Origin of the sequence: Buttiauxella cochleicola, assembly GCF_021282435.1 — a bacterium.
Taxonomy (GTDB): domain Bacteria; phylum Pseudomonadota; class Gammaproteobacteria; order Enterobacterales; family Enterobacteriaceae; genus Buttiauxella; species Buttiauxella massiliensis.
The window spans coordinates 517,566-530,330 of record NZ_JAJSOT010000001.1 but is presented as its reverse complement, the minus strand read 5'-3'; the positions used below and the strand labels follow the sequence as shown (position 1 = coordinate 530,330).

At 47.9% G+C, this 12,765-nt stretch carries 10 protein-coding genes and 1 pseudogene; 7 read left to right on the top strand and 4 right to left on the bottom strand.

The annotated features are described in order from the left end of the window. Positions 1–93 precede the first annotated feature (93 nt). From LVQ77_RS02455 to LVQ77_RS02445, 3 genes are read left to right on the top strand one after another with little or no spacing between them, the layout of a single operon-like run. Positions 94–456, top strand: coding sequence for a RidA family protein (locus LVQ77_RS02455; RefSeq protein WP_232863742.1), 363 nt, complete (start codon positions 94–96; stop codon positions 454–456). A gap of 13 nt (positions 457–469) precedes the next feature. Then, positions 470–1,126, top strand: coding sequence for a helix-turn-helix transcriptional regulator (locus tag LVQ77_RS02450; protein ID WP_232903557.1), 657 nt, complete (start codon positions 470–472; stop codon positions 1,124–1,126). Further along, entirely contained in the window at positions 1,113–1,919 is an 807-nt protein-coding gene (locus LVQ77_RS02445; protein WP_232863740.1) for a PhzF family phenazine biosynthesis protein, read from the top strand. Before LVQ77_RS02450 ends, LVQ77_RS02445 begins: the two co-directional genes overlap by 14 nt. A 23-nt stretch (positions 1,920–1,942) precedes the next feature. Here LVQ77_RS02445 and LVQ77_RS22445 read toward each other — a convergent pair. From LVQ77_RS22445 to LVQ77_RS02425, 4 genes and pseudogenes are all read right to left on the bottom strand, one after another. Next, positions 1,943–2,201, bottom strand: a pseudogene (locus tag LVQ77_RS22445) (ISNCY family transposase); the annotation flags it as partial. A 606-nt stretch (positions 2,202–2,807) separates the two neighbouring features. Continuing rightward, positions 2,808–3,035, bottom strand: coding sequence for a hypothetical protein (locus tag LVQ77_RS02435; protein ID WP_064518918.1), 228 nt, complete (start codon positions 3,033–3,035; stop codon positions 2,808–2,810). Between the two features lie 91 nt (positions 3,036–3,126). Continuing rightward, positions 3,127–3,867, bottom strand: a complete 741-nt coding sequence (locus LVQ77_RS02430) for a MerR family transcriptional regulator (protein WP_232863737.1) — start codon at positions 3,865–3,867, stop codon at positions 3,127–3,129. Positions 3,868–3,956: 89 nt separating this feature from the next. Continuing rightward, positions 3,957–5,177 carry a diguanylate phosphodiesterase gene (locus LVQ77_RS02425; protein ID WP_232903556.1) on the bottom strand — a complete coding sequence of 407 codons (1,221 nt, stop codon included), beginning with the start codon at positions 5,175–5,177 and terminating at the stop codon, positions 3,957–3,959. A 347-nt stretch (positions 5,178–5,524) separates the two neighbouring features. Here LVQ77_RS02425 and ycgZ point away from each other — a divergent pair, with 347 nt between their 5' ends. The 4 genes from ycgZ (at position 5,525) to LVQ77_RS02405 (ending at position 12,757) form a co-directional block, all read left to right on the top strand. Then, complete coding sequence (gene ycgZ, locus LVQ77_RS02420) at positions 5,525–5,764, top strand: regulatory protein YcgZ (protein ID WP_064518920.1); 240 nt, start codon at positions 5,525–5,527, stop codon at positions 5,762–5,764. Between the two features lie 167 nt (positions 5,765–5,931). Continuing rightward, a complete protein-coding gene (locus tag LVQ77_RS02415) occupies positions 5,932–6,255 on the top strand; it encodes a hypothetical protein (RefSeq protein WP_232863735.1) in 324 nt (107 codons plus the stop codon). A gap of 37 nt (positions 6,256–6,292) precedes the next feature. Further along, the gene (locus tag LVQ77_RS02410; protein ID WP_034455564.1) at positions 6,293–6,571 is read left to right on the top strand and encodes a biofilm development regulator YmgB/AriR family protein; all 279 of its coding nucleotides are present in this window, start codon (positions 6,293–6,295) and stop codon (positions 6,569–6,571) included. Between the two features lie 861 nt (positions 6,572–7,432). Then, positions 7,433–12,757, top strand: coding sequence for a peroxidase family protein (locus LVQ77_RS02405; RefSeq protein WP_232903555.1), 5,325 nt, complete (start codon positions 7,433–7,435; stop codon positions 12,755–12,757). Positions 12,758–12,765: the final 8 nt, after the last annotated feature.

The window sequence follows — 12,765 nt, the reverse complement described above, 5'->3', positions numbered from 1 at the left end:
AATTCAACAATTGTTTAAAAAACAAATTTTGTTTAATTTTAAATAAAGTCATGCTACCGTGCCACTAAACTTCCTATAGGGCTCATCTGAAGCATGTCTATTGTACGCTATCCCACTACCAAGCCTTTTCCCTTTTCAGATGCCGTGCAGGTGAACGGGTTTATTTTTCTTTCAGGCCATGTCGCCATGAGCCCCGAAGGTGAGCCGCTGTATGGAACTGTCACCCAACAGACCGGGCATATCTTGCACTCCATCAGGGAAACCCTGGCGCGAGCGCAAACGACGCTGGAAAATATTGTGAAGGTCCAGGTTTGGTTAAGTAGCATGGATCACTTCAGCGAATTCAACGCCGCATACAGTACGTTCTTTCCGCAGGGTTTCCCCGCAAGGAGCGTCGTCACCAGCCGCCTTGCTTTCGATTTGGACGTCGAAATAGAAGTCCAGGCCGTAGCCTGATGGAGAGATTAAAATGAGAGACGAACGCGAACGCTTAATCACTATTCTGACGGCTTCTCTTGAAGCACTAAGAAGCACGCTTCCGTTGAACACCGAAGCGGTGCTGCATGATCTTACCCGCCCTGAATCGTCCGTGGTAAACATCGTTAATGGGCACGTCAGCGGCAGGAAAGTAGGAGATGCGTTATTGTCAGGCCCCGAAGATGACACAGGATTCTTAGGCTTACTTAATGCTTCGCAGCGTGTTCCAAGTCAGGTTTTCAGTGGATACATGACTACTACTCTGTCGGGCACAACGTTGAACAGCGCATCGACGATTTATTACAGTGAAGATGGCGTACCGTTAGTAGCCTTCTGTATTAACGTCGATATGGACGTGGTGTTAAAACTTAAACGCGATCTGGACTATCTACTTCACCCGGCCGCAGCGGCCGAAACGCCTGACAATCCGCTGCGAGAGATTCGGGATAAATCCCTGGATGACGTTATTTCAAAATTCAGGCCAACAGGTTCAGAAAGTAAAATCGATTTCAGGAAGCGGGTCATTTCTGAATTATATGCACAGGGCTTTTTCAAGATTAAAGGCAGCGTTAATCATGTAGCAAAAGCGCTGGGCGTTACCCGGTATACCATTTATAACTATCTGGATAAATTAAATGACAAAGCCTGACACAACAGTAATTCCTTTTTATCAGATTGATGCCTTCACCTCTCAGCGTTTTGGGGGTAATCCTGCGGGTGTTTGCCCGTTAACCGAGTGGCTTTCCGACGATGTTCTGCAAGCAATCGCCACGGAGAATAACCTTTCTGAGACCGCTTTTTTTGTGGCGGTGGAGGATGGCTACCAACTTCGCTGGTGTACGCCTGCGGTCGAGGTGGATTTGTGTGGCCATGCCACACTGGCGGCGTCGTGGGTACTGTTCAACAAACTTGGCTACGAAAAAGAGACTATTCGTTTCCACACCCGTAGCGGCGTATTGACGGTGAGTAAGAAGGGAGATGAGCTCTGCATGGACTTCCCGGCTAAATCGGCCACTGAAATTGATACCCCTGACGGACTGCTGGAAGCGCTTGGCATTAAAGACGGCGTTATCGGAGTGTGGAAATCAGATGATCTCATTGTGCTGGTAGATGACAAAACTATCATCGAAGGGCTCAACCCGGACTTTAATAGACTGGCAGAATTCGATACCCGTGGTGTGATCGTAACCGCCGCTGATAACCAGTTTGATTTTGTGTCTCGCTGGTTCGGCCCGCAGGTCGGTGTTAACGAAGATCCGGTAACGGGTTCGGCACACACTTTCCTCGCTCCTTTCTGGGCGGCACGTACGGGAAAAAATGTACTGACCGCTCAGCAAGGCGGGAAGCGTAAGGGATCGTTGCGCTGTGCGGTTCGTGATGACGGGCGTGTGGAATTGCATGGTTACGCACGTATGACCATCGAAGGGGTATTCCAGTTGTAATGAGATTTATGACCGGTACTAGCGACTGCTCTCTGGTCACTTTCTGAAAGAGGGTCATAGGTGGAGTAGGGAAGTGATACTCCATGAAATTTGATTTCCTTACGGTCATCTGAGTAATGCCATATATCCACATATTTACCGATAGCGCAGCGGATACTCAATCAAATATAGAAACTTATCATATTGAAGATTAATGGGTTTTGAGGATTCCCTTGGTTCTCGCCATGTGAATATAGTTTCAAGTTCATCGCCAATCTCAAGTTGGCGATGGACATTAAATTCATAATTAATAAGCGGGCTGCCACAAGTTTGATAAACATGCTGTTGGATATCCTGGATGCGTTTCTGAGAAATCAGCTTGCCGTGATGGAGCAGTTTTATTGCGCCAGCATATTTTACGTAACTCAGAAATCCGCTGTCAGCACTTCCGGTAACATTTCGTTCAATGCTCCAGTTATCATGACAGACGATGTTGTCAGCCATTACAAGTTCAGTAACGGTCAGTCATGTAGTTGCAGCCAGGGTCAGTATCAGTCGTTTCATTTAAATCGGGTCCCAAAGAAAAACAACAGGACGACCCGTAGTTCAGATAAAAGGCCGCAAGACATTTCAGCCGTTATGCGCACCAGGCGACAGATGAACGAACATGTTATGCAATAAGACCAACCACGAAACCGCTGGATTGCGCCTTATCTTATCTTGGTGCGCATAATGTATATTATGTTAAATTGAGTGTCAGGATACAAACTCACTACCATCTCAGTACTCATCAGACTAACTCACCTCATCCTTTACCAGATTCGCATGCGATTGCCCTTGGTTGAAACCAGGAAACAAAACGGAACTGAAATAGCTGACTGGCAGCCATCCACAGTTCCGTATTGCGTGCTAAAACACTTTTGATGAGTAATCGGATTTTACTTCGCTTTCTATATAAGTATTCAGGCCCCATCCAGCTCGAGCCAACTCTTTCATCTTTTCCAGATGTTCAGGTCCTGGATGGCGAAGATCGTAGAGATACACGTGATTATTTTTAAAACGGACTTTGATCGAGTTGGTATCAATCTGGAAACTGACAACTTGTGAATCACCGCTTTTGTTCGCGTAATTTTCCATATTGCATCCTGTTAGCTAAGCCTGAACTCGGGCGAAGCTATCTATTAACCACGTTCTGCATTTTTATTCAGGGTTATAGCTCACGATTTGGTTACTGGCCTGAATGAAACTTAATGGCGAAGCCTTGCTTCTGCCAGTGTTCCAGTTGTTCCTGTTGACGCAAAGTTAGTACCTTCCCTGTCCAGACATAAATATGCTGGCCTGGAAATAGTTCCGGTCGAGGTGAATCCAGAGGATCGGCCAGCACATCAGGACGCCAGCCATGCTGTGAAAGACGCCAGGCCTCGAGCCAAAGACGGGTTCTGTCCTCGCTTTCCCAGCCGATCAGTAATGTGTCCTTACCTTCTTTGCTTCTAGAGTCAGCGAGACGCTGGATTACGTACTCAATCAGCAATCCATCAAGAAGGCTAATCATTGCCCTTGCGGTATTTTTATCAAGGCTAAGACACTGACGTACCGGGATAAAAACATGGTCTATGAGGGTATCAACAGCAAATACTTGACCTAAATCTGCAATTTTTGTGCGGAGTTTTGCGGGTTGTACAAGGCGCAGTACAGTCATCACTTCTTCCTGCTGTGAGCGCCATGCCTCATGGTCATGAGTCATCTCCTGACTCGCTTCAAGCAGTGCTTTAACCTTCCCTACGGACACACCACTTTTTATCAGGCGTTTAATCTCTTCAATGCGCAGGATATCTTCGTCATCAAACTGGCGGTGTCCGCCTTCACTGCGTTGCGGCTTGAATAATCCATAACGGCGTTGCCACGCACGCAGCGTGACAGGGTTGATTGCGCATCGTTCGGCAACTTCACCGATACTGTATAAGGTCATTAATCCCTCGTTGTGAGCTTAAAACGTCCATGTTGAAACTAACGACTCCGTGCTGGTTGTACAACCTTTTTTACATTGTACAACCTGAATTAGAGATCTGCTTTCCTTTCAGGCCAGGCTACGGCAGATATGCCACTGAGTTGGGCACAGGCAAATAAGTTGCCCTGAAAATGCGAGATTCCGGCTGATTCCAGCCACATCCACTCCTCAGCCTTCTCCACTCCAACCGCCGAAATGGATATCTCAAGCGATGCACAGCATTTGATAATGGCCTGGATAATTGCCTGCCGTGGGCCACTTTTATGGACATCCTTAATCAGCGCGCGGTTAATTTTAATTCTGTCTGGCTGAAACTGTGACAGCAGCAAAAGCCCACCAAATCCGGCGCCAAAGTGGTCTATCGCTACGCTAATCCCTGCTGCTTTGAGTTGTCTGATTCCATCGGTGAACTCGTCAATGCGCGATATCACCTCGCTCTCAGTAAACTCTACGGTTACTTGCTCTGGAACAAGTCCATTTGTCTGAATTTCTTTTAACAAGAATTCAACCGCATCAGGAATCATCACCAGCGTCATTGGCAACAAATTAACCGAAACAGACTGCTCGCCAAGTTTGAGCGCACTCGCCATCGCAAAGGCGACTTTTTTGCTATTGAGATCCGCTTCGTAAAGTGTCTTACCGCTTAATCCTGCAAAATAGGTGGCTGTGGAATCTCCGCTCGGGGTGCGTAGCAAAGCTTCAATGGACAAGATTTTCTGAGCAAACGGGTCAACCATAGGCTGAAAAGCGAAACTACAATCTGCCGTGTTATCAGCAACAACCGCTTCGGTATGAACCCCTTTTTTGTCCGGGATAAACACCCAGGAGTCCGCTGGCGGAATTTCAAAATAGTTTTCTTTTTCAGTGGCTTCAACAAATGTACGCAAAAACTTAAGCGCGCGATCGTTGTAGAATAGCTGGTACTTCGAGGTCCCTTTATCCAGCACAGCCTGTAGCACTTCATCCCTGTCGTACTCTCTTAAATCAAAGAGTTCCATCCCCGTCTTTCCAAACCGCCGCGCGGGCGCGTAATCACAAAGCAGCTCAACAATGTTGTAGTGGCGATTATCCTGGCAAATATGTTGGTAAATACTTAAAACGCTCTCTTCCGGGCCTTCAATCATCTGAAAGAAATGCGTGCCGTTGAACAGCAGTATGCCAGTCACGTCGGCCTGGTCATTTTTAACATTTGCAGCGGCAACCATATCTGTAACCGATTGAAACGGTACGTTTTTACAGATATGACTGCGGTAAATGATGGTTGTAAGCATGCTGTGTCCAATAGAAAGCTGTTTAGGCATTTACAGTAGCAGATGACTTGCCAAACCACCCACTTAAAATACATTAAAATTAATAACTTATTAACAATAAATGAACATGTGTACGCATGAACTCGCATGTTTTTGGTCATTGCGGAGGCCATGAAATGCTTAACCTATACAGTAAACGTTGTAGACCCAAACTACTTATCACGCTAACTAATTGAAATTAAATGTATAGCATTTAATGCTTAAGCTTTTAAGAAAAATCCTTACACTTTTCTATGTACAACTTTTTAATCATTGTATAACTTTATTTGTACATATTACTAAATACTGCATATTTACAGGAGTGACTGATGCAACAGAACAACTACGTACCCGATACAGCTAACGCTATCACCCGATATTTCTCCAAAGCAGCCCTGCCTTCTCAGCAGGAAACTCTGGGACAAATCGTAGTGGAGATCCTGAGCGACGGACGCAGTTTGAACCGCAAAGCAATCTGCACAAAATTGTTACGTCGGGTTGAAGAAGCATCAGGTCCTGAAGAAGAGAGTCACTACCACACTTTGATTGGCCTGCTTTTTGACCGTTAAGTTCAAACGGCTATAGCGCAAATTACTGGCTTTTTAGATCAACACTTGCGGGAGCATTATTTCGGGCAATATAGAAAGCCTGGCAACCTTCAGCTGACCTCCTGAGCGAGGGCTGATTTCAAGCCACATTTCGGTAACGAAACACGGTGGCAAGAAGAGACGCAGTTATGAGCAGAAGTAAAAGAGAGCAACAAATCGATCAACTGATTGGAGAAGCAGTTTTATCAATCCTTTACGATAACGGACCCATCAGTACCCGGTCCCTGATTGAAAGACTGCAAACAATGGAAGCGTCAGAAAGAGATGCACAGAGGCGAAATGTGATAGCGGATGTCATTGCCGATATCAGTCACCAACGCCTGGGCATTTCTCGACGTACTTCAGTTTCGGCTCAACAGCAGTGGGACATGGAGAGCCCGATAAAACATAAAAACAAGGCATATCCGTTATTCGACGATAGCCCTGATCCTGGCAGCAGTAAAAAACACTGACTGCCCTACACACTCAACTTACTCATGGTGAAAGTAAATGACCCAGATGACGCTTCATAAATCAGAAATTTATGCCACCCTGCCAAACACAGCTTTGACCGCATATTTTCGTAACGCTGGCGACATGCTGGCTGATGAGGCCGTATTACTCGGAGCGGTAATACGCAGCATTCTTGCTACTGATGGACATTTAACTAATAAAGCCATAATTCAGCGTTTGATTGAGGCTATTGAATCCACTGATGATGTCGTCACCATCGACATCGTGCGTAAAACCCTTGAGATTGTTGTTGACCATACTTTTGATGATATTTAATCGTGCAGCAATAGTATCAATTTTCCATTTCTTGAATGCTCGGCTTCAGAAAATAGAAAAGTACGCTGTCATCCCTACTCCGGGATGACAGCAAAATCAGCATGCTAATTGCACAGTGTTATTACGTAATGAAAATACCCCACCATCGATATAGTGATATTAATGATTTTTATAAAAGTGGTAGCATAAATACTTAGCCGACATAGAATCAAAACGTAAAGAAATGAAAACATCACCTATTATTATGAATGATGAGATTTTTTATCATTTGGCTGTTTTTGGCAAAAGGCTAAACGTCTAACTCATGGTTACAGTGTTTAAAAATGAGACTTATCAACCTATTATATTATCCGTCCTCACCTAACCCCGTAAGAAAAACTTGCCACCTACCCCCATCACATGAAGAAAATAACGTATTGTGATTACTGTTCGTCAGAATTGTTTCAACTTTTATTTTTTCTCATAAAAAAGCATGAGAGAAGTAACTCAAAGTAAAACCATAGTTATTAATATAACAAATGTGTCATATAGGGTAAAAACCTCAGCCATCCAGATGAATCATTAATATTTAAAACCCTCCGCCTTGAATGCACCTGCAAATTCAAAAGACTGAGGCTGCCTGTAACTTAATTAAAATTATCTTTGCAAGCGAGGAAATAAACTTATGCAGCTAACTATTTCCACAGGGAGAATAACTCTTATAAGGTAGCCAATATTTTAATTACATAAAAAAGGACCTTGGTTGCGACATTGCAACTCGATAACTCATTTCAATACACACGGTTCATTCTCCTGCCTTTTTTGAAAAAGACGGGACGAGTGATGATAGCTAGTTCAAGGTAAAGATAGGGGTAATTATTTATGGCCTCACAATATGACTTTACTGTCACGCTGCACGATCTTGCTTTTATTCTCAAGCAGATAAAGATATCTGAAGCAGCGACAAACCCAGACGGAAGTGTCAATGGCGATGCACTTCGAGATTTAGTTTCCAGTCCGTTATTACCCTACGGTATCCGTACCGTAGATGGCTCGTGGAATAACCTTCTTCCGGGTCAGGAGCTATACGGTTCAGCCGATCAAAACATGCCAAGACTAACCGAGTTGAACTGGCAGGATGCAGATGCCATGACCAGTTATACCCAACTCGGTGGCACGGTCGTTGATGCCGACCCGCGTATTATCAGTAACTTGATATCGGACCAAACCGCGTCCAACCCGGCTGCGGTCGAAGCGCATAACGGGTTACAAGATGCCCCTGGAGGAGGAACCACATCGGCAAATGGAAGCTTGTCGATTCCTAACCTGTCTCCGGATGTGGGTTTATCCCCTGCTTTCAATGGCTGGATGACACTATTCGGGCAGTTCTTTGACCACGGCCTGGATTTAATTCCAAAGGAGGGAAACGGCATTGTATTCATTCCGCTGCAACCTGATGACCCCCTATATGTAGAAGGTTCGCCCACTAACTTCATGGTATTAACCAGGGCAAAGGTTGATGCTAACCATGAAACTGTCAACCTCACCACCCCCTTCATCGATCAAAACCAAACCTATACCTCCCACCCTTCACATCAGATTTTCATCCGCGAATACGTCATGATTGATGGTAAACCTGAACCTACCGGCAATTTATTAGGTGGTGCGAACGGTGGGCTGGCAACCTGGGCTGATGTCAAAAACCAGGCTGAAACCATGCTTGGAATTAAACTCACCGATCAGGACGTGTTTAATGTTCCGCTGCTGGCCACTGACCGTTACGGCAACTTGATCTTAAGTGAAAATGGCAAAGTGCAGATCGTTACCACTTCCGGGTTGGTTGAAGCGAATGGTGATTTCCTACCCCCAGGAACGTTGCGCACCGGGCATGCTTTCCTGGACGACATTGCTCATACCGCTGCACCAAAAGCAGGGTTGTTGGCCGATGACGATGATGTGATTGGTGGCGTTCAGGTCGCCGGAACCTACGATGACGAACTGCTCGACCGCCACTTCATCACCGGTGATGGACGTGGCAATGAAAACATCGGTTTAACCGCGGTGCATGCCGTCTTCCACAGCGAGCATAATCGCCTGGTGGAAGAGTATAAAACCACCCTGCTGGCAACCGGTGATATCGATCTTATCAACCAATGGCTGATGCCAGCGCACCAGATAACTGAGTTTCCAGCCGATACCAGCACCCTGGTCTGGAATGGTGAGTATTTATTCCAGGCAGGTCGTTTCAGCACGGAGATGCAGTATCAGCACCTGGTCTTCGAAGAATTCGCCCGCACCGTACAGCCTGCTGTTGACCCGTTTGTGTTCTCCAATACGGCAGACATTAACCCGCTGATTTTTGCTGAATTCGCACACGTGGTTTACCGTTTTGGCCACTCGATGCTGACAGAAACCGTAGCGCGTACCGATATCGATATGCAAAACGGTGACATTGGCCTAATTGAAGCGTTCCTGAACCCAGTCGCCTTTAATGAAATCAACGGTGGCGCGGTTTCCGATGAACAAGCAATCGGCGCGATTGTTCGCGGTATGACACGGCAAGTCGGTAACGAAATTGATGAATTTATTACCGATGCGCTGCGTAATAACCTTATCGGTTTACCGCTTGATTTAGGTGCTCTTAACATTGCTCGTGGCCGTGATACGGCAATGCCAACACTGAACCAGGCCCGTGAGCAGTTCTTTGAACTTAGCGGCAACAGTGAGCTGCGCCCTTATACCAGTTGGGCCGACTTCACTACATACCTGAAAAACCCGGCCTCCATCATCAACTTTATGGCTGCTTACGGTCAGCATGAGTTGATTCTTGGCGCTACCACCATTGAAGGCAAACGCGATGCGGTGAACTTCCTGCTGTTTGGCGATGGCACTTCCCAACCGCCTGCCGATGCGATGGATTTCTTCAACAGTACCGGCGCGTGGGCCACTAAAGAGTCTGGCTTGAACATGGTCGACTTCTGGATTGGTGGGCTTGCTGAGCGGAAGAACGAGTTTGGTGGGATGCTGGGTTCTACCTTCAACTTTGTCTTTGAAACGCAAATGGAAATGCTGCAAGACGGCGACCGCTTCTACTATCTGAGCCGAGCTCAGGGTCTGAACATGCTCAACGAGCTGGAAGCCAACTCATTCTCCGCGCTGGTTATGCGCAACAGCGACCTTGGGGAAAATGGTTCATCTCACCTGCCCGCTAACCTATTCCAGACTCCAGACCATATTCTCGAAGTGAACCGGGCTCTGCAAACAGAAGCTGACCCAACGTGGGGTAACCCATTAAAAGATCTCTTATCGCCTTTGCTGACACGACGCGCTGCCACTCAGGATGTTAACGGCGATGGCGCAGCTGACGGCGCTTACCTTAAATACACCGGCGATGGGCATGTGGTGCTCGGTGGTTCTGCTGGTAACGATACGTTAATCGGCGGTAAAGGCATCGACAGCCTGTGGGGTGATGGTGGCGATGACCGCCTTGATGGTGGCGACGAAGCGGATGTGGTTCACGGTGGTGATGGTAATGACATTATTACCGACACCGGCACGCCAGTTGGCGATGCAGACTTCCTGCACGGCGACGCAGGTCATGATGTCATCTTCTCCGGTAACGGTAACGATCTGGTATTCGGCGGCAGTGGCAGTGATTTTGTGGTGGTTGGCGAAGATGCCCAGGAAGTCTTTGCTGGCCGGGACAATGACTTTGTTCTGGGTGGCTCCGGCGCTGATGCTCTGCTCGGTAACGAAGGCGATGACTGGCTGGAAGGTGGTGACGGGTTTGACTCACTGACGGGTGAAAACTCCGAGCTGTTCTTCAACAGTACGATCGTTGGCCACGATGTGCTTAACGGCCAGGGTAACGATACGGACTACGATGGCGAAGCTGGCGACGACATCATGGTTCAGGGCGCCGGAATTCAGCGCAACAATGGCATGGCCGGTTTCGACTGGGCAATCCATAAAGGCGATCCGCATGGTGCTAATTCCGACCTCGGTATTCCAATTTTCGTTAACCAACAAGAGTTTATCCTGCGGGATCGCTTCGATTTGGTTGAGGGGTTATCGGGCTGGAAACACAACGACGTGTTAGTTGGCACCGAACAACCTCTCGGGACTGCACCGGTTCTGGGCACCCCGCTCTCCAACAATCTTACCCAGGAAGGTGCTGACAGGATTAGCGGTCTGCAGGCCATTCTCGGTGTTGCACACTCCGCGGACCCTAATGCAGTGTTGGTTAACCCCGATGATGGCAGTGATATTTTGCTCGGCGGTGGTGGCAGCGACCGCATAACCGGTAAAGCGGGCAACGATATTATTGATGGCGACTCGTGGTTGAACGTGCGAATTGCCGTCAGCGGAATGCCGGGCATCACCAGTGCAGACAGCATGAACGAACTGAAATCTTACATGCTGGCAGGCACCTTAAAACCGCATCAACTCTCGATAGTGCGTGAGATCTTGCGTGAGGGTAATGGCTCTGAAACCGACGTTGCGGTGTACCGCGATGTCAGTAGCAACTATGCCTTTACCCGTATGCCAGATGGTAGCCTCCGGGTTGACCATGCTACCCCCGACGCCGCATTGAATTTTGATGACGGCGTTGACCGCCTGCTGAACATCGAAAAAGTGGAGTTTGGCAACGGTGAACAGTTGTGGGTAACAGCACAACAGGCTACAGGCAATCTCACCATTGATAACCCAACACCAGAAGTTGGCGACCTCCTGCGAGTCAACCTGGCGAATCTGCAGGATGGGAACGGTATTGCGGCTAACGCAGCTATCACGCTGACATGGCAGGCATTTACCAATGGCCAATGGCGTGATCAGGCCGTTGGTGAGGAGTTCAGAGTCCCTGGCGCTATTTTGGGTGCTCCACTGCGTGTGGTGGCCAGTTTCAATGACCGTATGGGAGATGCTGAAACCCTGGTTTCGGCTCAAACCCAGGCCGTTATGGTGCGCGACCAACCGACTACCGGTGCTCCGGTGATTAATGACCTGACACCGACCGAAAGCGTCACGCTTACTGCTGTTGTCTCCGGTATTGCTGATGCGGACGGTTTGACCGGCGGTAACTTTAATTATCAATGGAGAATGAGCACTGCGACCGGGTTTGTGAATATTGTTGGCGCCACAGCGGCAACCTTCACTCCGGCTCAGGCGATGGTTGGCAGGACTCTGCAAGTGGTGGTGACAGTCACAGATGATGAAGGAAACGCCCCTGTTGTCCTCACATCTGCCGCTACACAGCCGGTTGGCGATCTTATTATTGGATCTAACGCTGGTAACACTCTCATCGGCACCGCCTGGAGTGACATCCTGCGTGGTGAAGGCGGCAACGATACCCTGCTTGGACGTGCGGGTGACGATTTGTTGGTTGGTGGTGCAGGCAACGACAGCCTGGCAGGTGAAGCAGGACAAGATATCTTGCAAGGAGATGCTGGCAACGATGATCTCGATGGTGGTCTGGGAGCTGATAGCATGGCCGGCGGTGCCGGAAATGATACCTATATCGTTGATAACGCGGGCGACATCGTTATCGAAGGTCTTAATGCCGGAACAGATATTGTCCGAACCAACCTCGCAAGCTACGACTTGACCGATAACATCGAAGAACTGGTGTTTACCGGCCAGGGCAGCTTCATCGGTACCGGGAATGCTATTGCCAACACCATTACTGGCGGCAACGGGAATGACTTTTTGTTTGGAATGGGAGGCAATGACCAATTAACCGGAGGGCTGGGGAATGACTTCCTTGATGGTGGCGATGGTGCCGATAACCTCCAGGGTGGGATTGGCAACGACGTGATGATTGGTGGAGCAGGTGCTGATGTTCTTTCTGGCAGCATAGGCAACGATATCCTCAACGGCCAGGCGGGTAATGACACCATGGACGGTGGCACAGGTAATGACATCTTCGCCTTCAGCGCAAGCTTTGGACAAGACCGCATCACTGGTTTTGATAGTAACGCCGTTGGCGGGCAGGACTACCTCGATTTAAGTTTGTTAGGTATTACTTCGGGTAGTTTTAACGGCAATGTCGCGATTACAGGAAACAACGGTAATACCGTCGTTACCGTTGGTGCTGATGTCATTACTTTAGTCGGGGTGAACTCAACCAGCGTTAATATTGGTGATTTCATTCTCGAATTACCATCAACCTTTGCCGCTAATAATGGCAATAACTCACTGATTGCGTAAGGAGAAGA

Excerpts from the sequence above, each read along its gene's own strand:
- LVQ77_RS02455 (WP_232863742.1), top strand. The coding sequence starts at position 94 with ATGTCTATTGTACGCTATCCCACTACCAAGCCTTTTCCCTTTTCAGAT.
- LVQ77_RS02450 (WP_232903557.1), top strand. The coding sequence starts at position 470 with ATGAGAGACGAACGCGAACGCTTAATCACTATTCTGACGGCTTCTCTT.
- LVQ77_RS02445 (WP_232863740.1), top strand. The coding sequence starts at position 1,113 with ATGACAAAGCCTGACACAACAGTAATTCCTTTTTATCAGATTGATGCC.
- LVQ77_RS02435 (WP_064518918.1), bottom strand. The coding sequence starts at position 3,035 with ATGGAAAATTACGCGAACAAAAGCGGTGATTCACAAGTTGTCAGTTTC.
- LVQ77_RS02430 (WP_232863737.1), bottom strand. The coding sequence starts at position 3,867 with ATGACCTTATACAGTATCGGTGAAGTTGCCGAACGATGCGCAATCAAC.
- LVQ77_RS02425 (WP_232903556.1), bottom strand. The coding sequence starts at position 5,177 with ATGCTTACAACCATCATTTACCGCAGTCATATCTGTAAAAACGTACCG.
- ycgZ (WP_064518920.1), top strand. The coding sequence starts at position 5,525 with ATGCAACAGAACAACTACGTACCCGATACAGCTAACGCTATCACCCGA.
- LVQ77_RS02415 (WP_232863735.1), top strand. The coding sequence starts at position 5,932 with ATGAGCAGAAGTAAAAGAGAGCAACAAATCGATCAACTGATTGGAGAA.
- LVQ77_RS02410 (WP_034455564.1), top strand. The coding sequence starts at position 6,293 with ATGACCCAGATGACGCTTCATAAATCAGAAATTTATGCCACCCTGCCA.
- LVQ77_RS02405 (WP_232903555.1), top strand. The coding sequence starts at position 7,433 with ATGGCCTCACAATATGACTTTACTGTCACGCTGCACGATCTTGCTTTT.